The 19,669-nt window shown below is 66.4% G+C and carries 24 protein-coding genes; 8 read left to right on the top strand and 16 right to left on the bottom strand.

Features of this window, described 5'->3' with window-relative positions; genetic code table 11:
- Window positions 1-6 precede the first annotated feature (6 nt).
- Window positions 7-1,689, top strand: coding sequence for a serine hydrolase domain-containing protein (locus tag VEA80_RS09325; protein WP_325060456.1), 1,683 nt, complete (start codon window positions 7-9; stop codon window positions 1,687-1,689).
- Between the two features lie 35 nt (window positions 1,690-1,724).
- Here VEA80_RS09325 and VEA80_RS09320 read toward each other — a convergent pair whose 3' ends face one another.
- The 5 genes from VEA80_RS09320 to ruvB form a co-directional block, all read right to left on the bottom strand.
- Window positions 1,725-2,033 carry a type II toxin-antitoxin system RelE/ParE family toxin gene (locus VEA80_RS09320; protein WP_325060455.1) on the bottom strand — a complete coding sequence of 103 codons (309 nt, stop codon included), beginning with the start codon at window positions 2,031-2,033 and terminating at the stop codon, window positions 1,725-1,727.
- Window positions 2,030-2,281: a CopG family ribbon-helix-helix protein gene (locus tag VEA80_RS09315; protein WP_325060454.1), complete on the bottom strand. Its 252-nt coding sequence runs from the start codon at window positions 2,279-2,281 to the stop codon at window positions 2,030-2,032. The genes VEA80_RS09320 and VEA80_RS09315 overlap by 4 nt, the downstream gene beginning before the upstream one ends.
- Window positions 2,282-2,336: 55 nt before the next feature.
- Entirely contained in the window at window positions 2,337-2,636 is a 300-nt protein-coding gene (locus tag VEA80_RS09310) for a hypothetical protein (RefSeq protein WP_325060453.1), read from the bottom strand.
- Window positions 2,637-2,738: 102 nt separating this feature from the next.
- Entirely contained in the window at window positions 2,739-3,575 is an 837-nt protein-coding gene (locus VEA80_RS09305; protein ID WP_325060452.1) for a hypothetical protein, read from the bottom strand.
- Between the two features lie 50 nt (window positions 3,576-3,625).
- Window positions 3,626-4,654, bottom strand: coding sequence for a Holliday junction branch migration DNA helicase RuvB (gene ruvB, locus VEA80_RS09300; RefSeq protein WP_325060451.1), 1,029 nt, complete (start codon window positions 4,652-4,654; stop codon window positions 3,626-3,628).
- Between the two features lie 153 nt (window positions 4,655-4,807).
- Between ruvB and VEA80_RS09295 the strand changes: the two genes are divergently transcribed.
- Both VEA80_RS09295 and VEA80_RS09290 read left to right on the top strand, forming a co-directional pair.
- Window positions 4,808-5,218, top strand: coding sequence for a YciI family protein (locus tag VEA80_RS09295; RefSeq protein ID WP_325060450.1), 411 nt, complete (start codon window positions 4,808-4,810; stop codon window positions 5,216-5,218).
- Between the two features lie 108 nt (window positions 5,219-5,326).
- Entirely contained in the window at window positions 5,327-6,085 is a 759-nt protein-coding gene (locus VEA80_RS09290; RefSeq protein ID WP_325060449.1) for a hypothetical protein, read from the top strand.
- Between the two features lie 212 nt (window positions 6,086-6,297).
- Here VEA80_RS09290 and VEA80_RS09285 read toward each other — a convergent pair whose 3' ends face one another.
- From VEA80_RS09285 to VEA80_RS09270, 4 genes are all read right to left on the bottom strand, one after another.
- Window positions 6,298-6,996, bottom strand: coding sequence for an NUDIX hydrolase (locus VEA80_RS09285; RefSeq protein WP_325060448.1), 699 nt, complete (start codon window positions 6,994-6,996; stop codon window positions 6,298-6,300).
- Window positions 6,997-7,082: 86 nt separating this feature from the next.
- The gene (locus VEA80_RS09280; protein ID WP_325060447.1) at window positions 7,083-8,081 is read right to left on the bottom strand and encodes a hypothetical protein; all 999 of its coding nucleotides are present in this window, start codon (window positions 8,079-8,081) and stop codon (window positions 7,083-7,085) included.
- Window positions 8,082-8,118: 37 nt separating this feature from the next.
- Entirely contained in the window at window positions 8,119-8,721 is a 603-nt protein-coding gene (locus VEA80_RS09275) for a hypothetical protein (RefSeq protein WP_325060446.1), read from the bottom strand.
- The gene (locus tag VEA80_RS09270; RefSeq protein ID WP_325060445.1) at window positions 8,711-9,166 is read right to left on the bottom strand and encodes a sigma-70 family RNA polymerase sigma factor; all 456 of its coding nucleotides are present in this window, start codon (window positions 9,164-9,166) and stop codon (window positions 8,711-8,713) included. The genes VEA80_RS09275 and VEA80_RS09270 overlap by 11 nt, the downstream gene beginning before the upstream one ends.
- 117 nt (window positions 9,167-9,283) lie before the next feature.
- On the opposite strand from VEA80_RS09270, the gene greA reads away from it, so the two are divergent.
- On the top strand, window positions 9,284-9,742 hold the full coding sequence (gene greA, locus VEA80_RS09265; protein WP_325060444.1) for a transcription elongation factor GreA: 459 nt from the start codon (window positions 9,284-9,286) through the stop codon (window positions 9,740-9,742).
- 3 nt (window positions 9,743-9,745) lie between these two features.
- On the opposite strand, the gene VEA80_RS09260 is transcribed toward greA, so the two are convergent.
- The 6 genes from VEA80_RS09260 to VEA80_RS09235 all read right to left on the bottom strand — a co-directional run bounded on the left by VEA80_RS09260 (window position 9,746) and on the right by VEA80_RS09235 (window position 16,716).
- Window positions 9,746-10,291: a hypothetical protein gene (locus tag VEA80_RS09260; RefSeq protein ID WP_325060443.1), complete on the bottom strand. Its 546-nt coding sequence runs from the start codon at window positions 10,289-10,291 to the stop codon at window positions 9,746-9,748.
- A 51-nt stretch (window positions 10,292-10,342) separates the two neighbouring features.
- On the bottom strand, window positions 10,343-10,957 hold the full coding sequence (gene ruvA, locus VEA80_RS09255) for a Holliday junction branch migration protein RuvA (RefSeq protein WP_325060442.1): 615 nt from the start codon (window positions 10,955-10,957) through the stop codon (window positions 10,343-10,345).
- Window positions 10,958-11,027: 70 nt separating this feature from the next.
- On the bottom strand, window positions 11,028-13,133 hold the full coding sequence (locus VEA80_RS09250; RefSeq protein WP_325060441.1) for a hypothetical protein: 2,106 nt from the start codon (window positions 13,131-13,133) through the stop codon (window positions 11,028-11,030).
- 167 nt (window positions 13,134-13,300) lie between these two features.
- Entirely contained in the window at window positions 13,301-14,899 is a 1,599-nt protein-coding gene (locus VEA80_RS09245; protein ID WP_325060440.1) for an ATP-binding protein, read from the bottom strand.
- A 72-nt stretch (window positions 14,900-14,971) separates the two neighbouring features.
- Window positions 14,972-15,469 (bottom strand): crossover junction endodeoxyribonuclease RuvC, encoded by a 498-nt coding sequence (gene ruvC / locus VEA80_RS09240; protein WP_325060439.1) that lies wholly within the window; start codon window positions 15,467-15,469, stop codon window positions 14,972-14,974.
- Window positions 15,466-16,716 (bottom strand): O-antigen ligase family protein, encoded by a 1,251-nt coding sequence (locus tag VEA80_RS09235; RefSeq protein ID WP_325060438.1) that lies wholly within the window; start codon window positions 16,714-16,716, stop codon window positions 15,466-15,468. The genes ruvC and VEA80_RS09235 overlap by 4 nt, the downstream gene beginning before the upstream one ends.
- Before the next feature lie 76 nt (window positions 16,717-16,792).
- Here VEA80_RS09235 and VEA80_RS09230 point away from each other — a divergent pair, with 76 nt between their 5' ends.
- The 4 genes from VEA80_RS09230 to VEA80_RS09215 are packed head-to-tail and all read left to right on the top strand — an operon-like array spanning window position 16,793 to window position 19,301.
- Window positions 16,793-18,193: a M20/M25/M40 family metallo-hydrolase gene (locus VEA80_RS09230; RefSeq protein ID WP_325060437.1), complete on the top strand. Its 1,401-nt coding sequence runs from the start codon at window positions 16,793-16,795 to the stop codon at window positions 18,191-18,193.
- Window positions 18,193-18,606: a hypothetical protein gene (locus VEA80_RS09225; protein ID WP_325060436.1), complete on the top strand. Its 414-nt coding sequence runs from the start codon at window positions 18,193-18,195 to the stop codon at window positions 18,604-18,606. The genes VEA80_RS09230 and VEA80_RS09225 overlap by 1 nt, the downstream gene beginning before the upstream one ends.
- A 46-nt stretch (window positions 18,607-18,652) precedes the next feature.
- Window positions 18,653-18,931, top strand: coding sequence for an AbrB/MazE/SpoVT family DNA-binding domain-containing protein (locus VEA80_RS09220; protein WP_325060435.1), 279 nt, complete (start codon window positions 18,653-18,655; stop codon window positions 18,929-18,931).
- The gene (locus VEA80_RS09215) at window positions 18,912-19,301 is read left to right on the top strand and encodes a type II toxin-antitoxin system VapC family toxin (RefSeq protein ID WP_325060434.1); all 390 of its coding nucleotides are present in this window, start codon (window positions 18,912-18,914) and stop codon (window positions 19,299-19,301) included. The genes VEA80_RS09220 and VEA80_RS09215 overlap by 20 nt, the downstream gene beginning before the upstream one ends.
- A 1-nt stretch (window position 19,302) precedes the next feature.
- On the opposite strand, the gene VEA80_RS09210 is transcribed toward VEA80_RS09215, so the two are convergent.
- Window positions 19,303-19,647: a DUF3175 domain-containing protein gene (locus tag VEA80_RS09210; protein WP_325060433.1), complete on the bottom strand. Its 345-nt coding sequence runs from the start codon at window positions 19,645-19,647 to the stop codon at window positions 19,303-19,305.
- Window positions 19,648-19,669: the final 22 nt, after the last annotated feature.

The following is a 19,669-nucleotide window of genomic DNA, read 5'->3' as shown; positions in this document are numbered from 1 at the left end:
AAATTCATGAAGAACGTGCGCGCGCTCGGCGTTTCGCTGGCGGTTTGCCTTGCTCCCCTGCTCGCGGCGTGCGCGCACGACGCAGCGCCTGGCGACGCTGCGATCGCGCGCCAAGCCGCCGATCTGATTGAGCGCCGGTACCCGGCGGACGGACCCGGCGCCGCGGTTTTGGTGGCGCGCGGCGATACAGTGCTCTACCGCGGCGCGCGCGGCGAAGCGGATGTCGAAGGCAATGCGCCGCTGCAGGCGGATGATGTTTTCCGCATTGGCTCGGTGACTAAACAATTCTCGGCTGCGGGCGTGCTCTCTTTAGTCGAGGCCGGTCGCGTCAATCTCGACCATCCGCTATCGCGCTACGTGCCGGGCTATCCGCGCGGCGATCAGATCACGGTGCGCCAGCTGCTCAACCACACGTCGGGCGTTCACAGCTACACCAGCATTGACGGCTACATGATGGGCCCGATCCGCGCTGACCTCACGACGGCGCAGATGATCGACGTGTTCGACGAGCTGCCGCTCGATTTCGAGCCGGGCGCGCGCTGGTCGTACAGCAATTCCGGCTATGTGCTGGTCGGCGCCGTGATCGAGTCGGCGAGCGGCATGGCGTGGCATGAATATCTGCAACGCACGTTCTTCGAGCCGCTGGGCATGCGTCACACCGGCTATGGCGGCGATCCGCGCTTGCTGGCTGAACAGGTGAATGGCTACTCGCTCGACGGCGGAGCGGTCGTGCCGATGCGCGAACTTAGCATGACACAGCCCCATGCGGCGGGCGCGATCGTGTCGACGGTGGACGATCTGTTGATCTGGAATCGCGCGCTGCATGAGGGCCGCGTGCTCGCGAACCCGCTCTATGTGCAGATGATCACGCCCGAAGGCGCGGCGGCGCAGACCAATTATGGCTTTGGCATCGCCTCCGGCAGCGTGCGAGGCCAAACGCAGCTCGAACATGATGGCGGAATTTTCGGCTTCAGCAGCGTGCTGGCCTACATTCCGGGACCGGACATCACGGTCGTCGTGCTGGAGAACAGCGACAGCGACGCGCCGGGCGCGATGGACGCCAGCATTGTCGCGCGCCGCCTCGCGGCGATGGCGCTCGGCGCGCCCTACCCTGAGATGATCCCGGTGACGCTGGAACCGGAGGTTCTGCAGAGCGCGGAGGGAATCTATCTGTTCGACGGCGAAATCCGGCGCACCTTGCGCGTCGTCAATGGCGGACTGACCGCGCAGCGTGAGAACCGCCCGCGCGTGCCGCTGACGCCGATCGCGGCGGATGATTTCCTCTATGACGACGGCCTGAACCGCATTCAGCTCATTCGCGACGCCAGCGGCGCGGTGACCAGCGTGCGCTATTTCGCCAATGGCGAAGGCGAGGGCGTCATCGGCGTGCGCAGCGACGAGCCGCTGGCGCCGTTGCCGGCCGCGGTGGCGCTGCCGCGCGCGGCGCTGGAGCGCGTGGTTGGCATTTATGTCACCGGCGAACTCAGCATGAACGTGTTTCTCGATGGAGAAACACTCCGCGCGCAGCTGACGGGCCAAGCGCCGGTGACGCTGCGGGCGACATCGCCGACCGTGTTCGCAATCGAGGAAGTGGAAGCGACGATCGAGTTCAGCGCCGAGGGCGCGACGGCGGCGCAAGCGACGATTAGGCAGGGCGGGCAGGATGTGGTGCTGGTGCGGAGGGAGTGACGGAGCGGCGGCACGGCAAGTTCGCGTAGGCGGTTTCAGCCGGGCCACTGCCCTTCAGGCCAATCACGCGCCGCGTGGATGATGTGCACGATAAAGACATCTTCGCGACCGCTGGTCGTACGCCGCACCACATACGCGATAATGTAAGGCGTCTTTGGAACCAGCTTCTCGAACGTGCCTTCTACTCGGCCGGTGCGGCCGCTATTGAAATAGCGCAACTTCGCGACCGCATCGCGAATGCGCTTCGAAACGCGTTCCCCCGCAAAGGGATTGTCGTCGGAAATGCGGATGATGATCTGGCGGAGTTCGGCTCTGGCCTCTTCAGACCACGCGATCCGCTTCATTTGCGCCGCTGCTTGGCCTGTTCGATGATCTCGCGCATTTCGCGCATGACCTGCTCGTGCGGAACGGTCCGCCCAGCTTCAACGTCAGCCATGCCGCGCTTGATCTTGGCGATGGTCTCCGCTTCGTCCCGCGCGAAGGCGGCGACGGCGTCGGCCACGATCTCGCTTTTGCCGCGCTTCGTGGCGGCGGCGATCTCGTCGAGCTTGGCCTCCGTGTCGGGATCAAGCGGGATGGTGATAGCGGACATGGGCGGAGGATAACACACCAAGCGACAGGGCGAAACCGGACTGGCCGCTCAGCTCCTAGGATCGACTTCCCGCGCTTTCGCTAAAGATGGCCCTGGCGCCGGCCATGACTTCTTCGCGGCTGTAGAGCTGAGCCGTGCCGGCGGCGATCTCGCGACGCTGCTGCTCGATCGAGGCGCGGAGTTCTTCGTCGCTGATGCTGAGCGGCGGCCAGGAGCTGGCATCGTCCGCCATGAGTTCGGCGACCAGTTCAGCGGCGTATTGCTCCGGCGTTACGCCCTCCTCGCGCGCGCGCTCGGCCAGCTGCTGCGCGGTGTGCGGATCGAGCTTGATGGTGAGGGAGAGGTTGTCGGGCATTGGGGGGAGTATAGAAGGAAAGCTGCGCCTCGCCAGAGGTCCGGTACAACGCTAAAGTGGCCGACGCCGGCGTGAACGGCGCGCCACCCGCACAGACCAACGCTATTGGGGTGTTTCGTGCGGGGTTCGAAATTCAATGCGCAATCTCAGCTGCCGCCCGGCAGTGCTCTCGCCACCGACTACGGGAGCAATCCGATAGTGGGTCTCCGCAAGATCGAGCGCCGCTTCACCAAAGGTCCAACCGCGCGTTTCTAGCACCATGCACCGCAGTCCACCGCCCTCGAGCCGGACACGGCACGCAAGATCGACCTCTCCCTCGAATCCTAACTCTCTCGCTTGAACAGGATAGACAGCCAAAATCTGCGCACGAGTTGGGGTCGACATCCATGCGGGGGCGCCCGAAATCCATGGGGCATTCGCCAACTCCTCATGCATCGGATCTGGAACGCGGACCGGATCGGCCGAGACTTGAACGCCCACCACACAATCACCGGGGGCGCCGCCGGCATACCAGTTCATATCCCAAATATCCGCCTCATCGTAGTTATTTTGACCGGCGTACCAAGGAGTTCTGTGAGGCGGAATCTCCGGCGCCTCCAGGCCAAGGCCGCGCTCCACCTCAGCAGCGCTTGCAGCTGCAAGCGCGCGGCATGCCTGATCATCTTCATCGCCGCGATGAAGGATCGACAACGTTCGCAGCCCTGTATTCCAGTAGAATCCTGCGCTCAAAGTGAACTCGGCGCCGAACATTTCAACAATCCCTTCCGCGCGCGTTGACCCACCGCGCGTCGGCGCCTCAAAGCGAAGCGTTCCGGGCGCCGCCGCATCCGCTTCGTGAGGACTCATTCCAAGCTCAAACGGCCCTAGCCGCATCGTTTGAGCCGATGCTTCGCCTGCTACGGCACAAACAAAAACGATCGCGGCAAAAATCGCGCGCATAGGTGATCGTATGAGCATCGGGTGCGATCGGACCAGTCACTCTTTCGCTATCACTTCTCCCCGAACAAACTCCCCGTCGCGGGCGGCGCGCTTGGCGCTTTCTTCCCCAGCCGCTCGTACGCCTTCGCAGCCGCCATCCTTCCGCGCGGCGTGCGCATGACGAAGCCTTGTTGCATGAGGTAGGGCTCGATCACGTCTTCGATGGCGTCACGCGCCTCCGCGAGCGCGGCGGCCAACGTGTCTACGCCGACGGGGCCGCCGGAATAAGTTTCCACCAGCGCGTGGAGATAGCGGCGGTCGAGCATGTCGAGGCCGTCGCTGTCGACTTCGAGGCGCTTCAGCGCCGCGTCGGCGGCTTTTGCGTCGATGGTGTTTTCGCCGGCGAAGTCGCGGACGCGGCGGAGCAAGCGTACGGCGACGCGGGGGGTGCCGCGGGCGCGTTTGGCGATCTCCATCGCGCCTTCCATCGTGATCGGCGCGCCGAGCTTGCCGGCGGCGCGGGTGACGATGCCGAGGAGTTCATCCGGGCCGTAGAATTCGAGCCGCACCGGAATGCCGAAGCGGTCGCGCAGCGGCGTGCCGAGGAGCCCAGCGCGCGTGGTGGCGCCGACGAGCGTGAAGGGCGCAAGATCGATGCGCACGCTGCGCGCCGACGGGCCTTCGCCGATGATGATGTCGAGGTGATAATCCTCCATCGCCGGATAGAGGATTTCTTCGACCGCCGGCGCGAGGCGATGGATCTCGTCGATGAAAAGCACGTCGCGCGGTTCGAGGTTGGTGAGCAAAGCGGCGAGATCGCCGGCGCGGGCGATGACGGGGCCGGAAGTGGCGCGAAAGCCGACGCCGAGTTCGCGGGCGACGATTTGCGAGAGCGTGGTCTTGCCGAGGCCCGGCGGGCCGAACAGCAGCACGTGGTCCATGGCTTCGCCGCGGGCGCGGGCGGCTTCGACGAACACTTTGAGATTGGCCTTGGCCGCGGGCTGTCCGACGAATTCGTCAAACCCCTGCGGGCGGAGAGCGCGGTCCGCGCCCTCTCCGGGCATGCGGTCGGCGGTCACGAGACGTTCTGCTTCGGCCATGGGCCTTGGTAGCTCGATTCGGGTTTCCGGATTGTTCTCCCGGCCCTTCCCACGCGCCTGTGGATAAATCTCGAAACGAAACGTCGGCTTTCGGGACAGCGCATCGTCCTCAGCCTAGCGCCGCTGCGGCGTGACACGAAAGGACAAGTCCCCATGCGCTACATGTACCTCATCTCCGCCCTCGAAGACGGCAAGCCGCCGCCGCAGCGGCTGATGGAAGAGATCATGAAATCCGGCGAACAGGCGATGGCTGAAGGCCGGATGATCAGCACCGGCGGGCTCGTGCCGCTGATGGCCGGCGGCGGCGCGCGCGTCGAGCTCAGGCGCGGCAAGCTCAAAGTGCATGACGGCCCGTTCACGGAGACGAAGGAAGTGATCGGCGGCTTCGCCATCTTCGAGTTCGCCACGCGCGAGGAGGCGCTGAAATCGGCGGTCGACTTCATGGAGCTGCACCGGCTCTACGGCGAGGGCTGGGAGGGCGTCTGCGAAATGCGGGCGATGTATCCAGTCGAGGTCGGCTGCGCGGCGCAGCAGGAGCTGGCCAAGACGGCGGAGACCGCCTAGGCGCCTGGCGCTGGCCCTCCCCCGCTTGGGGGGAGGCGTCCGCGGCCGAGGTTAGCCTTGGCCGCGGGCCGGCAGGTGCTAGACTGCCCCCAAGCGTGGGGGACAGGCATGCAGACGATCGAGGACTTTTTCGCGGGGCTGTCGAGCGGCGACTTGATCACGCTCGGCCTGTTCGTGCTCAGCGTGTTCTTCGGCTTTCTGAGCTGGATCAGCCGCGCCGCGCTCGCGCGGGTGCGCCGCGAGCGGGACGCGGCCGAAGAGATGCGCAAGCTCGAGCGCAATCAGATGCGCGCCGCGGTGCTGGCCGAGCTGCTGGTCTGGGCGCGCATGTCGAACGAAGCCATGGCCGAGGCCAACGTTGTGTTTCGCAACAAGGCGCCGGGCCAGCCGATCGATGCAACCGCCGCGGCCGACCTGATGGCGCGGCTTTCGGCTTTGGTGGATACCGGCCGGCTCTACTTCCCCAACCATAGCGGCGATCTCGACTGGCCGTCGTTCCGCGATCGTCCAAGCGCGATGAAGGGTTTCCGCGATCCCATTCTCGACACGCTGATGCTGGCGCACGAGGAATTGCGCCATGCCGCCAATATTGACGACAACGGCGCTGCGGAAGCTTCGAACAACATCTTCAGCGCGCGGCGCACCTTCATCAGCGAATTGCAGGATTGGGTTGATCCGAACAGCTTGGGACTCGGCCGCTTCGCCGTTCAGGCGCCGCGCGAGCGCAAGCAGGAGCAGGACTGGTCCGACGTTGCGCCGCTGGTGAACAACTTCGAGCAGCGCCACGGCGCAGGCTCGTTCTGGGCCGAGCGTCCGATCGCGCGCAGCGTGCTGCAGCAGCAGCTGCGCGAGGGGAAGCGGAGCTAGCGCTTCGTGCGCTAGATCGGCCGCAGCGGCTGCGAGGTCCAGTCGCAAGCACTATCATTCGTCATTCCGGGGCTCAGCGAAGCTGAGAACCCGGAAGCCAGGGGCAAACGCAAGTGTGGTGGCCCCTGGGTTCCGGGTTCATCGCTGCGCGATGCCCCGGAATGACGATCGGGACCAAATGCGCTTCGATTTCAGATTGTATTCCGGCTGCGTCAGCGCCTCTTCTTGGGTTTGGCCTTCGTCTTTGTTTTCGTAGGCGTCTTCCTTTTCGCAGGCGCAGGCGTGCGCGCGGCGAGCCAGAGGCCCGCGACCAGGAGCTTCGCGTCGTTGAGGCGTGCGTTCAGCGCATCGTCGATGAAGCGTTTCGTCGACACTTCGACGCGGCGGATGTCTTCGTGTTCGTGCGCCACGCCGCAGGCGTCCGGGTTGACGAGATCGGCGGTCGTCACCGGCGCGTAATAGAGGAAGATGCGCTCGCTCGTGCCGCCGGGCGAGACGTAGAAGTGCGCAATCTTCTCCAGCTTCTTGGCTTCGTAGCCGATCTCCTCGAGCATCTCGCGGCGGATGCACGCTTCCGGATCTTCGCCGTCACTGATTGATCCGGCCATGGCTTCGAGAATGATTCCCGGGCCCTTGTCATAAGTCGGGAAGCGGAATTGTTCGGTGAGGACGACGACGTCACGGTCGGTGACGTGGACCAAAGCCGCGGCGCTGTCGCCGCGTTCGAACACGAGGCGCTTCACGTTCTTGATGACGCCGGAGCCGTCGAGCTTGGGCTGGTCGAATTCGGCTTCGACGATTCTGAAGAAGCGGTTGAACACTTCGCGCCGTTGGCGAACCTTCACTCTCGGCGCTTTCGCTACGCGCGCCTTGCCAGCGCCCTTCTTCGCCGCCCCCTTCTTCTCGGCCATGTCGTAAGCCCCCTTCGGGAACGACATTAGCTGCGATTTCGGCCATCGCACAGCCCCGCGGCGTGTTCGTGACGCCTGTCCACGCCTCAGGGGCCGACGCCAGTTGCGGCCAGATACGTGTTGAAGGCGAACAGCAACGTGAGCGCGAGCCCCGCGGCGGCGTCCACCGGCGCAAGCCGCGTGCGCTGGCCGTAGCCGATCGCGACGATGACCACGCCCGTCATCACCATGGCTACGATCGGCGCGAGCGCCAGCGATGGGACGGCGGCTTCGAGAATCGGACCGTCGAGGTAGGCGATGTCGTCGGCGACCAGGATGAGCACGTTGAACATGTTGCTGCCGAGCAAATTGCCGGCGGCGAGATCATAAGCCTTGAGGCGGATGGCAGCGATGACTGACACCGCCTCCGGCAGCGATGTCGCCGCGCCGACGAACACCACGCCGACGAAGGATTGGGCGAGCTCCAGGCGCTCGGAGATCTCGCCGGCGCTCACTGCAATCAAGGCGCCTCCGGCGGTGACGGCGAGGCCGGCGACGATGCACTGCACGATCGCAGCACCGAGCGGGGCGCGTCCGCTGCGGTCGGGCGCGTCGAGCGCGGGTGTCGCGCGCGTCTCGACCGCGTAGAGCAAGCGGGCGGCGCCGAGATAGAGCAGCACCAGCGCGAACGAGACGGCGCCGACATGCGCGACGGCGAAGCTGGAGATGGGCGTGAGGATTGCGAGCGCGACGACGCCGACCAGCACGATCGAGGCGGCGGCGGTCAAGAAGTGCGAGGCGCTGAGCGCACCGTAGAACGCGCGCTTGCCGGAGGCGACGTCGGCCAGCACGAACAGCAGCAGATTGAACACGCAACTGCCGACCACATCGCCGACGGCAATGTCGGCCGAGCGGACAACCAGCACGGCGCTGAGCCCAGTGGAGAGCTCCGGCAGGGAGGTCACCGTCGCGACTAGGATCATGCCGAGGAAGGCGCGGCCGACGCCCGTCCTGTCGGCGATAGTGTCGACTGCGAGCGTGAGCCGCCAGCCAGCGAAGGCGATCACGAGCGCGCAGCCGGCGAAAACGACGATCCAAAACGCCATGGTTCGGACCTAACGCCCTCGCTGGCTGCGGCAACGCTCAGGCCGCGGATTCGTACTGGGCGATCAGCGCGTCGAGATGGCGGCGCTCGGGGGCGAGCTGGGTCAAGAACTTGATCGCCATCCAAAGCGCGCCCAGCGCCAGCGCGCCGCCGAGCACGACGCCCGCGCTCTGCATTTCGTGCGGCGCCATTTTTCCAACGGCGACAAGCTGACCAAGCAACACGAACAACAGCGGCGCAAACACAATCATCGCGCCGCCGATGATCCGGATGCGGAGCCGCGCGGCGGCGTTGTCGGCGCGCAGCGCGCGGAACGCCTCGATCAAGGTGTTCGTCGACGCCGCCGACGGCGCCGCGCGGCGGGCGATGAGGATGAGCGCGGCGAACGGAATCAGCGCGAACGGGACGAGTCCCCACTCGCGGGCAAGATCAATCGCGTCGACTTGGCCGGTGAGAAGATCGACGCCCATGAGCGCGAGCGGGATGGTGAGCATCAGTGCGGCGAAGGCGAGCATTCGCCGCAAATGCCGGCGCCGATGCGTGAGCGTGTTTTGCGCTTCGTTCAGCAGATACGCGCTGGCGGCGGCGTCGGGGGCGTTGGCGCTAGAGCGCCAGGCATTGCGCAGGGCTTCATAATCCATCGTCGTTCTCCATGAGCTGGGTGAGCTTCTTGCGCGCGCGGGTGAGGCGGGCGCCGACATTGGTTTCGCTGAGGCCGTGAATGGCGGCGATCTCGGAATAGCTCTGACCTTCGAGCGAGAGGATCAGCAGCGAACGATCGAGCGCCTCGAGCTTGCGGATGGCGGCGTAGAGGCGCGCGAGCAGCGGATCGGTTTCGGCGCCCTCCTCCACGCGTAGGCGTTCGTATTCGGTATGGCGATGGCGGCGGCGCGCTTCGCTGCGGCGCCAGGTCATGGCGCGGTTGTGGGCGACGCGAAAGATGAAGGTGGAGGGCGCCGCATCGCCGCGGAACGATGGCGCGGCGCGCCAGACGGCGAGCATGAGCTCCTGCAGCAAATCGTGCTGATCGGCGCCGGCGGCGAAAGCGCGGGCGATGCGGTGCAGCACGCCGAGGTGCTCGCCCATCCACGCCTGAAACCGCGCCTCGCCCACATCGCCTCCGATCTGCAGCCTTAGACGCCGGCGGCCCGGGGATTCTTACGCCGCCGTTGCAAAGAAGCGGCCGAGACCTAGGTTTTCGGTATGAGCCGCGCTTTTGTTAAGGACCACGACGACGCGCCCGAGGAGCTGCCGGAGCGGCTCGTTTCCAGCGCGCCCAACCTGGTCACGGCCGAGGGCCTAGCCGCGATCGAGGCGGAGATCGTGCGGCTGACCGCGGAACTGGCGGCGGCGGACGGCGACGACCGCGACGCACGCGCGCGGATCGGTCGCGATCTGCGCTATTGGACGGCGCGGCGCGGCAGCGCCCATCTGATGCCGGCGCCGGCGGACGCCAATATCGTGCATTTTGGTTCGACGGTGACGGTGCAGCGCAGCGACGGCCGCCGCCAGACGTTTCGCATTGTCGGCGAGGATGAAGCTGATCCTGAGCGCGGGACGCTGAGCCACGTCTCGCCCTTGGCGCAGGCGCTGCTCGGCAAAAGCGAGGGCGATATCGTGCGTGTTGCTGGCGGCGATGCGGAGATCGCGGAGATTGCTTAGGCGCTACGCGCAAGGAACAGCGTCGCCCTCGCGCCAGGGCTGAAGCCGCAATGCAGACAGCTCGATCCGGTCGATCCGATACGGCCAGTGCTCAAAACCCCGCAGCGCCGGCATGACCAGGCAAACGTCAGTCGCTTCACCTTCACCTTCGATGTAAATCAGCGCTCGGTATCGGAACGCCTGCTCGTAGCCGTTCTCGACCAGCAGCAACGTATGCTCCTCGTCCGGCGCGGGAACGAACTTCAACCGCACGGCATGAGGCGTGATGGGACTCGGCGTCGGCCGTTTGTCGCCTGTCATGGGCGCCGAGACTGGGCCGATTGCATAATCGAACGCGCCGCCCGACAGGTCATGCGCCACCGATTCCTCGAATGGCGTAAGCGGCGGCGCGACACCGCGTTCGATCAACATGGCGCCGCCGCCTTCGTCAAAGTGGAGCGTTGCGGCCTCGCCGCGCTCAATCGTGACGGAGCTTACGAGCTGGCTCTGCGCGCTGGCGGCGCCTGCGAACATGCAGACTGCGGCGACTGCGAAAACGAATGCGCGCATTGGCCCTCTTCCCGGAGGATGGAGGCACAGGCGCGCGTGAAGATCAACGCGTCAGCGGCTCACTTCCTTGAGAGCGGCGCGGATCAGCTCAGGCGCTGGCGCGTCGGCGGCGAATTGTTTGGCGGCGCTGGCGACGGCGCGGGCGGCGCTGGATTGATCGATGCCGAGATTGACCAGCGCGGAGACCGCTTCGGCGCGGGCGCCGTTCACCGGCGGCGGCGCGCCGTTGCTGCGCGCGGCGCCGGCGCTCATGCCGATGAAGCCCTTGGGGCCCTGTTTGGCGGCGAGTTCGGTGGCGAGACGCGCGGCGAGCTTAGGGCCGACGCCGTTGGCGCGGGCGAAGGCGGCTTTGTCCTGCAGCGCGATGGCGTCGACCAGAACTTCCGGCGGCATCGCGTCGAGGATGCCGAGCGCCACTTTGGCGCCGACGCCCGGAATGGTCTGCAGGTGCGCGAACCAGGCGCGCTCCTCTTCGCCGCTGAAGCCGAACAGCCGGATCGCATCTTCGCGCACGTGCGTCTCGATGAAGAGCTTCACCGGCGCGCCAACCGCCAGCCGCGACAGCGTGCGGGCGCCGGATTGGACGACGTAACCGACGCCGCCGACCTCGATCAGCGCCGTCTCCTCCCCCACCGCCGCCACCGTGCCGTTCAAACTGCCGATCATACCGAGTTCTCCACCGTCGTTGGTGGCGGGATTCGGCGGGGAGCGGAATGATGCGGAGCCTGTGGAAAACCTAAGCGCTGGGCTTTGCCGGCCGGTTCGGGTTGCGGCAGGCGCCGAGGGGCAGGTCGCCGGCTTCGTAGGGGGCGGCAAGCTGGAGGGCGGCTTCGCGCTGGAGGCCGGCCGCGGAGGCGTTGGAGAGAATCCAGCCGAGCCGCAGCGTGACGTCCTGCGGCTGATCCATTTCGATCAGTTGCACGTCGCAGACGGTTTCGGCCTCTTCGAGATTCTCCAACTTGTTGAACGACATGCGCACGCGTTCTTCGCGGGTTGCGAGGACGGCCTGCAGTTCGTGGATGTCGAGATCGAGACGACGCTCCTGCTGCGGCCGCGGCAGCTCGCCTTCGGCGGAATAGGGGTTGGCGTCGATGTGGAGAATGATGAGACGCGGACGGATGTCGGTCTCGAAGTTCGGCCGTGCGCGCAGATGATCGATGACGGCGAGCAAGGCTTCGATGCTGGAATTGTCGAAATAGCCGCCGTCGACGAAACGGTAGGTCTGGCCGTCGACGCGCCCGGCCGTGCCGGCGGGCGAGATCACCGGAAAGCGCGCGCTGCTGGCGGCGATGGTGCTCAAGCGGAAGTCCGGCGCGCGCGTGCAATCGGCCGCGCCGCCATCGGCGCTGCGCTCGGCCCACAGACAACGGAAATCGTGCAGCCACGGATGCTGTTCGCGCACGCCGCTGAGATCGAGGCTGGAGGCGGCGTAATCGCCGCCGGTGGAGACGCGCGTCAGGTTGATGATCAGGTGCGGCGGGGCGCTCTGCGAGAACACCGAATGCTCGATCGGATTAGCCTGCTCACGCGGGACGCCGAAGGCTTCCGCATAGGCCTGCTCGAACGTGAGTTCGAGACCGAGCTGGCGATCGGACCCCGGCACGAACGCATTCTGGCTATCGGGACGCGAGGCCGGCAGGAACGTCTGCACCAGTTCGGGAAACGCCATCTTCGCCAATGTCGGCGAGAGGTGGTCGCGGCTCAACATATTGTCGAGCGCCATCTGGCGCGCGCCAGGCGGCAGGTCGCCGTCGAGGTCGCAATGCTCGCCTTCGAGCGGCATGGATTCGAGGCTGGCCTGATAGGCGGCCGCGCCGATCGCGCCGCCGGAGACTGCGCTGATCGCGAAGATGCGGCGGGCGAGGCGCGGACAATGATCGGCGAGGCGCGCCAGCACCATCGCCGCGAAATGCGCCGAGCGGATGCCGCCGCCTTCGACGCTGATCAGCACGATCGGCGCGCGCGGGTCGGCCGCGGCGAACTCGTAGAACGCGTCTCTGATCGGCGGCCGTTCGAGCACGCTGTCGTCGGAGAGGCGGCGGATGAAGTGATTGTCGTCCCACCCCAGCGCGCCGATCAATACCGGCACCAGCAGCACCGGCGTGAACACCGGGAGGTTGCGGCGCCGGCTGAAGAGAATGAGATAGCAGCCGACAGCGGTGATGACCGCGAGGCTGAAGCCGACGATCGGCACCGGGCCGATGGCGCGCGCAAACTCGATCGCGGACGGCGGCATCAGCAGGAAGTACCCGGCGAGTGCGCTGAAGCCGAGCGGCAGCACGGCCGAACTCAAAAATCTCGCGAGGTTGCTCGAGAACACATGCCGGCGAAACTCGGCGACAGGGCCGAGCCACCAGACGAAGATGAGCACGCCAGGCATCAAAGCAGCGGCGGCCGCCAGCATGAGGAAAGGGTGAGTCTGGATCTGCTGCGGCAGCGCTTGCCAATCGAGCGAGCCGCCGGTGGAAACGTGCGCTTGCGCGAAACTCAAAGCCGCGCCGAGGAACGGCGCATACCACGCCGTCGAGATGAAGACGCGATGCCAACCGCTCCAGCCGTCGGTGGTGGCGGCGTGAATGTTCACGCCGAGCAGCCGCGCGGTCCAGTGGCGGAGCGTCGATGCGAAGATGAGAATGGCGAAGAGCGAAAGCAGCGCGCGGGTCCAGGCGAATTCGCGTTCGCCGTCGCCAATATAGTTCGCCAGCACTTCCTGGACTTGGCCGGCGGCAAGGCCGAACACGCCGAAAATGCCGAACATGAGTCCGGAGATGACGATCGGAAACCAGGCTTCCCTGAGGTGCCGCTGAAATTGGCGGATGAAAGCGCTGAGGTGTGGATTCATGCGGGGCAGCCCAAGACGCGTTGAGTCCCCGCCAGCCGCGCGCCTGCGGGCGGCCCCGCTTTCGGAGCCCCCTGACACGCGTCAGCCCGCGAACCCGCGGGAACTTACCCATCCCCAACGCGGCGCGACGGGCGAAGTTTCCAAGCTTGGACCCGGTTGCGACGATTTCAGACCGAGGCCGCCATCGCAGCGTCCAGCGCCCGGGCCAGGCTATCGACATCATAGGGCTTCGGCAGCAGCGCCACGCTCAGTCGCTCGGCCTCGGCCCGCACGGATTCGGAATAGCCGGTGGTCAGCACAACGGGGGTGACGGACGCGCCGGCGCGCAGCTCGCGAACCAGTTCGACGCCGCTCATGCCGCCGGGCATCATCACGTCCGAGAAGACGAGATCGAACCGCGCGCGATTGAGCGCGCCGAGCGCGGCTTCGGCGCTGGCGACGCGGGTGACGCGCCAGCCGATGTCCTGCAGCATCTCCTGCGTGATGGCGGCGACTTCCTGGTCGTCTTCGACCAGCAGAACGGCGCCCCGCGGGGACGACGGCGCACGCGGCGGCGCAGCAGCACTTGGCGCGGCGGCCGGCGCCGTCTCGGCGCGCGGGAGCACCAACGTCATCGACGTGCCCTGCCCCGGCGTCGAAAAAACATGGATGCGGCCGCCGGATTGTTCGGCGAAGCCATGCACCTGAGCGAGGCCGAGACCGGAGCCTTTGCCGATCTCCTTGGTCGTGAAGAACGGCTCGAAGATGCGCGCGATCACGTCGGGCGTCATGCCCGCGCCGGTGTCCATCACCGAAATGCTGACGAACGGAGCGCCGGGATCGTCGAGCGCGCCGTCGCGTGCGCAGATGGTGACGACGCCGCTATCGTTCATTGCGTCGCGCGCATTGACGGTGAGATTGAGGATCGCGAGCTGGAGTCCGTTGCGGTCCGCCAGGATGGGCGCGACCTCCGCCGGCGCATCGATAACGACGCGCACGTTGACGCCGAGACTGCGGCCGAGAAGGTCGTTCAAGCCGGCGAAATAGTCGCCGAGGCGGATCGGCTCTGGATTGAGTTCGTGGCGGCGCGAGAAGGCGAGCAATTGGCGGGTGAGATTGGCGCCGCGCTCGACCGCCTCGCGCATGCGCGCCATCAGCATCTCGCGGCGGCCGGGCGCGTCGGAACGCTCCAGCATGTTGAGGCCGCCGGCGATGATCATCAGCAAATTGTTGAAGTCGTGGGCGACACCGCCGGTGAGTTGGCCGACGGCTTCGAGCTTCTGCGCCTGGCGCAATTGCGCCTCGGCCTGCAGCCGGGCCTCGAGGGCGGCCGTTCGTTCCGCGACGGCGGCGTCCAGGCGGCGCTGCACTTCTTCGCTGGCGCGCTTGCGCTCGGTAATGTCAGTGAGGGCGACGCAGATGCCCTCTTCGGTCGGCGCGATGCGGAGTTCGACGAAGCGATCGGGCCGATAGAGCGAAGGCGTTTCCAGCGTCGCCATCGGCGCGCCGGCCATAGCGGCGCGAAGCAGATGTTTGAATTCGTCGCTCGCGCCTGGGATCATGTCCCAGATGACGCGTCCGATGATGTCGTCACGCTTGATGCGAAAGTAGGTTTCGGCAGCCGGATTGAACTCGGTGAAGCGCCAGCTGCGGTCAACTGCGTAGAAGCCGTCGCTGATGCTGTTGAGAACGCCGCGCAGGCGCGCTTCGCTGAGCCGCAATGAATTGAGCAGCGCAGCGACGTCGGTGGAATCTGGGTTGGAGTCGGGTTTGTGCTCGTCCGCCATCGACCGCCGTTTCCGGTGCCGACGATCTAGCTACAGCGGCGGCGAAAGCGCAACGTCGAGATGATGTTTCCGTCAGGCCCCGGCGCGCTTGCGGAAGCCGCCGTGCGCGGCGTGGCAGAGCGCGACGCCGAGCGCATCGGCGGCGTCAGCCGTCAACTCGCCGGCGGTAGGCAACAGGCGGCGAACCATGAAGGCGATCTGCGTCTTGTCGGCGGCGCCGGAGCCGACAATGGCTTTTTTGATCGTCGTCGGCGCGTACTCCGCGACCGCAAGGCCGCGGCGCGCGGCGGCGGCGAGCGCAACGCCGCGCGCTTGACCGAGCGCCAACGCGGCGCGGGCGTTCGAGTTGACGAAGGTCTCCTCGACCGCGGCTTCGTGCGGCTGGTGCTGTTCGATCACGGCTGAGAGGCCTTCGAACACGTCGTGCAGCCGCGAAGCGAGCTGCTGATGCGGCGGCGGCTTGATGACACCGTGCGCAACGTGCGTCAGGCGTGAACCTTCGCTCTGAACCAGTCCCCAGCCGCAACGATTGAGGCCGGGATCGACGCCGAGGATGAGCGTTGCGGTCATGCGAGCTTTCTTGCGCGAGCATCAAGGGCGAGTCGGGCTGCGACCGCCACGTAGATCGTCCAGAACAGATTGTTGGCTTGCAGCGCGTGGCTTTCGCTCAAGGTGTAGAGCGCGAAGGCGGCGAGGAAGGCCGGGGCCCAGAGGCCGGCGTCGGCACGCATCGTTGCGGCTGCGCCCCGCGCGAGCGTCGCGATCAGCTGTAGCGCAAACAGGGCGACGCCGACGCGGCCGAGGCCGAGCGCGGTTTCGAGCCAGCTCGAGTGCGCGGAGGCGACCTGCCACATCACCGCTTCGCGCACCCAATAGGCCGGTCCGTTATCGGGCAGCCAGAAGGCGTAATAGCCGTAACCGAGCCAGGGCTGCGCCTCGACGAAGCGGGCGGAGGCTTCCCAGATGTCGGTGCGGCCGGTGAGCGTGAGGTCGCGGCCGAGCGCGGCGACGATGATGTCGGGCGCGAGCAAGACGAGCCCTGCGCCGGCGATGATGGCAACCAGAACGCTGCTGACGGCGAAGGTTGCGGCGAGCGGACCTTGGCGGATCATCATGCAGAAGCCGGTGGCGCCGAGCCCGAGGCACGAAGCGAGCAGCGCGGTCTTAGAAGTGGAAAGCAGCACCAGCGCGAAGCACGCGAGGCAGAGGCCGATCCAGAGCTTGCGCCGCTCCGGCGCGACGATTGCGGCGGCGGCGGCGATGGCGACGCCGAGCGCCATGATGCCGCCGAGCGTGTTCTTGTGCGTCCACAAGCCGGACCAGGCGCCCGGATGCTCGAAGCTCATGCGGCCGATGCTGGGGGCGAGCAAGCCAAGAGCGAACGAGCCAGCGGCCAGGATGACGAATCCGGCGGCGAGGACGTTGAGCAGCCCTTTCCAATCGTAGCGCCAGGCCAAGTAGAGGCCGAAGCCCATGTTGAGCGCGAGCCAAATGGAGCGGCGGAAGGTTGCGCCGCTATCGATCGACCACAGCGTCGAGGCGAAGCAGAGCGCGAGCAGGCTCATCAAGAGCGGCGCGGCGCACGCGGCGCCAAACGCGGCAGCGCGGTTGCGCCAGATCGCCCAGGCGAGAAAGGCGTAGACAGGTACGAAGGCGAGGCGCGCATAGCCGGGCGGCTCGGTCGCGCCTTGGCTCTGCGCGACGGCGGCGAAGAACGGTTCGCTGAATTGCGCGAGGCACAGCGCAGCGGCAATCGGCTGCCAGCGCGCCAGCGAGGGCGCGGCGGCGCGGGCGGCGGGCGCGTGCGCGAGCGACATGGGCTAGCCCTGCGCCCAATCCCTTGCCAAAGCGCTAACCGCCGCCCAGCATGGCCGAAACGAACCGGGGGAATACATGCTTCGCGACTGGTGTGGGCGTCTGATCGGCGCGGCGCTGCTGTGCTTTGCGGCCGAGGCGCAGGCCCAGGCGTGGGTCGATGTCGAACGTCCGAGCGCGCGCGCGCTCTACGAGCGGATCGTCAGCTTCGACACCTCGACCGGGCCGCAAAACGTGGCGATGGCGAACTTTCTGGCTGAACACTTCCGCGCCGGCGGGTTCGCCGCGGACGATGTGCGCATCATTACCGCCAACGACACGGCGGGCCTCTTGGTGCGCTATCGGGGCGACGGTTCGGGCGGGCGGCCGATCCTGCTGCTCGCACACATGGACGTGGTGCCGGCGCGGCGTGAGGAATGGGAGCGGGACCCGTTCACGATGGTAGAGGAAAACGGCTTCTTCTTCGGCCGCGGCACGCTCGACAACAAGGCGGGCATTGCGCACCTCGCCTCGACATTCATCTCCATGCGCGATGAGGGATTCACGCCGACGCGCGACCTGATCATCTGGTTCTCGGGTGACGAAGAGACGACCGGCGCGACGACGCAGGCGCTGCTCGGCGAACATCGCGGCTTGATCGGCGATGCGGAGTTCGCGCTGAACTCGGACGCCGGCGGCGGCCAGTTCGACGCGCAGGGCCGCGGCTTCGCTTACGTGGTGCAGACGGCCGAGAAGACGTACGCGAGCTTCACCTTCACGGCGCGCAACCCCGGCGGCCACTCCTCCGCGCCGCGTGCGGACAACGCGATTTACGACCTCGCCGCCGCGCTGGCGCGGCTGCGCGCATTCCAGTTTCCGGTAATGTGGAACGACACGACGGTGCAGGGCTTCCGCAACGCGGCGAACGTATTCTCCGGCCCGGAGGCGGCAGCTATGCGTCGCTTCGCCGAGCGGCCCGGCGATCGCGTGGCGGCGCGGACGCTGTCGCAGAACCCGAACATCTCGACGCTGCTGCGCACGACTTGCGTGGCGACGATGCTGACCGGCGGCCACGCCGAGAACGCGCTGCCGCAGACGGCGTCGGCGACGGTGAACTGCCGCATCTTTCCGGGCGTGCCGGTCGCCGACGTGCAGAACGAATTGCGCGCGATCGCCGGCCCGAACGTCGAGGTGGCGCCGCTCGGCCCGGCGAATTTCAGCGACGCCTCGCCGCTTCGCTCCGACGTGATGGAGGCGACGACGCGCGCGGTGCATGCGTCGCACCCAGGCGTGCTGATCACGCCATTCATGTCCGCCGGCGCGACCGACGGCCTCTTCTTCCGCGCGGCGGGGATCCCGACTTACGGCGTCGGCGCCATCTTCATCGGCGACGAAGACGATTTCGCGCACGGCCTCAACGAGCGCGTGCCGGTGGAGAGCTTTTACCAAGGACTGACTCACTGGCGCGTGCTGCTGACGGAACTGGCGGGGAGAGAGTGATGCGTAAACTGATCATCACACTGGCGGGCGGCTTCGTTGCGCTCACTGCGGCTGCCCATGCGGCGCTGGCGCCGCAATATTACGAGCGCGCGCGCAACACTGCGCCGAACGTGATCGTCATCGATGTGGAGCGGGTGGAGATCGAAGGGCCGCTGCTTTGCGCCGTGCATGGCCGCGTGAGCGAAGTGCAGCGCGGAAGGCTCTATACGGTCGGCGCGGAGGTCGAGATCAGCGTGCCGTGCATCGGCCACAGCCGCGTCGCGCCGCCGGCCGGGCCGGCCGTCTATCAAGACACGGCGGCGTTGCGCGCGAGCGCGCGCGGCCGGGCTTTCCTCGATGCGGAGGGAAGACTGGCGTTGTCGCAGTACGAGATTTTGGCGGCGGCGGAAGACGAAGGGGCGGCTTCGAAATAAGCCTCCTCTTGACGCAAGGGGAACTTGGTCTTACCTTCGTCTTACCATGAGCAAGTCGACGCCCACTACGACGGTTTCGACCAAGGGGCAGGTCATCCTGCCCAAGGCGATCCGCGACGAGCTGAAATGGACCGAAGGCACGCGCCTCACGGTCGAGCGGACCGATGCGGGCGTGCTGCTGAAAGAAGCGGCGGGCATTCCGCGCACTAACCCTGACGATGTCTTCGGGATGCTCAAATACAAGGGCAAGCCGAAGACCTTGAAGGAAATGGACGCCGGCGTCTTGGCCGAAGCGCGCCGTCGTCATGCTCGCAGTCGATACTAACATTCTCGTTCGATATTTGACGAACGATGATGCGTCCCAATCGGCGCAAGCGCGTACGTTCATCAACAAGAACGATGTCTTGCTGACAGCCACAGTTCTCCTGGAATCGGACTGGGTGCTGCGAAGTACGTTCGACTATCCAAGACAAGATGCCGTCGAGTCGCTCAGAGCATTTTGCGGTCTGCCGACTGTGACGCTCGATCAAGCAGCGGTGATTACGCAGGCTTTCGATTGGGCGCTACAGGGAATGGACTTTGCCGACGCGCTGCATATGGCGGCGTCTCGGCAATGCGAAGCTTTCGTGAGCTTTGATGGCGACCTGGCGAAAGTCGCAAAGCGATCCGGCGCGCTGGAAGTCCGCCGGCCATAAATCAACGCCCGAACTGCGCGCGTAATTCGTCCTTGGCGCGCTCCAGCGTGCGTTTGCGCGAGATCGGGAGCTCCTTGCCGGCGCGATTGATGTAGAAGGTGAGCATCGACATCGCCGATCGGAACGAGCTGGACTTGCGCCGCTCGCTGCGCTCGGCCGAGCGCTTCAGCGACGCGGCGATGCGCTTGGGATCTTTCAGCGTGAAAACGCCCTGCTTCAGGTCGAGCGCGTGGCTGGTTTCGGTGACGCGTTGCGACCAACGCTTCTTCGCCGGCGCGCGCTTCTTTGCAGCGCGCTTACTGCCCGCGCTCTTCGCCCTCTTCGCGGTCGCCGTCTTCGCCGCCATGACGGCTTGAACGGCGCTGACG

It is taken from the genome of Vitreimonas sp., from assembly GCF_035627415.1.
Classification (GTDB): domain Bacteria; phylum Pseudomonadota; class Alphaproteobacteria; order Caulobacterales; family Aquidulcibacteraceae; genus Vitreimonas.
The sequence above is the reverse complement of the archived record's forward strand: the minus strand, read 5'-3'. Positions and strand labels throughout refer to the sequence as shown.

What these genes read in the sequence shown, in the direction of transcription:
- VEA80_RS09275 (WP_325060446.1), bottom strand. Translation starts at nt 8,721, where the DNA reads ATGGATTATGAAGCCCTGCGCAATGCCTGGCGCTCTAGCGCCAACGCC.
- ruvA (WP_325060442.1), bottom strand. Translation starts at nt 10,957, where the DNA reads ATGATCGGCAGTTTGAACGGCACGGTGGCGGCGGTGGGGGAGGAGACG.
- greA (WP_325060444.1), top strand. Translation starts at nt 9,284, where the DNA reads ATGAGCCGCGCTTTTGTTAAGGACCACGACGACGCGCCCGAGGAGCTG.
- VEA80_RS09320 (WP_325060455.1), bottom strand. Translation starts at nt 2,033, where the DNA reads ATGAAGCGGATCGCGTGGTCTGAAGAGGCCAGAGCCGAACTCCGCCAG.
- ruvB (WP_325060451.1), bottom strand. Translation starts at nt 4,654, where the DNA reads ATGGCCGAAGCAGAACGTCTCGTGACCGCCGACCGCATGCCCGGAGAG.
- VEA80_RS09250 (WP_325060441.1), bottom strand. Translation starts at nt 13,133, where the DNA reads ATGAATCCACACCTCAGCGCTTTCATCCGCCAATTTCAGCGGCACCTC.
- VEA80_RS09315 (WP_325060454.1), bottom strand. Translation starts at nt 2,281, where the DNA reads ATGTCCGCTATCACCATCCCGCTTGATCCCGACACGGAGGCCAAGCTC.
- VEA80_RS09220 (WP_325060435.1), top strand. Translation starts at nt 18,653, where the DNA reads ATGAGCAAGTCGACGCCCACTACGACGGTTTCGACCAAGGGGCAGGTC.
- VEA80_RS09235 (WP_325060438.1), bottom strand. Translation starts at nt 16,716, where the DNA reads ATGTCGCTCGCGCACGCGCCCGCCGCCCGCGCCGCCGCGCCCTCGCTG.
- VEA80_RS09325 (WP_325060456.1), top strand. Translation starts at nt 7, where the DNA reads ATGAAGAACGTGCGCGCGCTCGGCGTTTCGCTGGCGGTTTGCCTTGCT.
- VEA80_RS09230 (WP_325060437.1), top strand. Translation starts at nt 16,793, where the DNA reads ATGCTTCGCGACTGGTGTGGGCGTCTGATCGGCGCGGCGCTGCTGTGC.
- VEA80_RS09310 (WP_325060453.1), bottom strand. Translation starts at nt 2,636, where the DNA reads ATGCCCGACAACCTCTCCCTCACCATCAAGCTCGATCCGCACACCGCG.
- ruvC (WP_325060439.1), bottom strand. Translation starts at nt 15,469, where the DNA reads ATGACCGCAACGCTCATCCTCGGCGTCGATCCCGGCCTCAATCGTTGC.
- VEA80_RS09210 (WP_325060433.1), bottom strand. Translation starts at nt 19,647, where the DNA reads ATGGCGGCGAAGACGGCGACCGCGAAGAGGGCGAAGAGCGCGGGCAGT.
- VEA80_RS09270 (WP_325060445.1), bottom strand. Translation starts at nt 9,166, where the DNA reads ATGGGCGAGCACCTCGGCGTGCTGCACCGCATCGCCCGCGCTTTCGCC.
- VEA80_RS09285 (WP_325060448.1), bottom strand. Translation starts at nt 6,996, where the DNA reads ATGGCCGAGAAGAAGGGGGCGGCGAAGAAGGGCGCTGGCAAGGCGCGC.
- VEA80_RS09295 (WP_325060450.1), top strand. Translation starts at nt 4,808, where the DNA reads ATGCGCTACATGTACCTCATCTCCGCCCTCGAAGACGGCAAGCCGCCG.
- VEA80_RS09305 (WP_325060452.1), bottom strand. Translation starts at nt 3,575, where the DNA reads ATGCGCGCGATTTTTGCCGCGATCGTTTTTGTTTGTGCCGTAGCAGGC.
- VEA80_RS09290 (WP_325060449.1), top strand. Translation starts at nt 5,327, where the DNA reads ATGCAGACGATCGAGGACTTTTTCGCGGGGCTGTCGAGCGGCGACTTG.
- VEA80_RS09260 (WP_325060443.1), bottom strand. Translation starts at nt 10,291, where the DNA reads ATGCGCGCATTCGTTTTCGCAGTCGCCGCAGTCTGCATGTTCGCAGGC.
- VEA80_RS09225 (WP_325060436.1), top strand. Translation starts at nt 18,193, where the DNA reads ATGCGTAAACTGATCATCACACTGGCGGGCGGCTTCGTTGCGCTCACT.
- VEA80_RS09280 (WP_325060447.1), bottom strand. Translation starts at nt 8,081, where the DNA reads ATGGCGTTTTGGATCGTCGTTTTCGCCGGCTGCGCGCTCGTGATCGCC.
- VEA80_RS09215 (WP_325060434.1), top strand. Translation starts at nt 18,912, where the DNA reads ATGCTCGCAGTCGATACTAACATTCTCGTTCGATATTTGACGAACGAT.
- VEA80_RS09245 (WP_325060440.1), bottom strand. Translation starts at nt 14,899, where the DNA reads ATGGCGGACGAGCACAAACCCGACTCCAACCCAGATTCCACCGACGTC.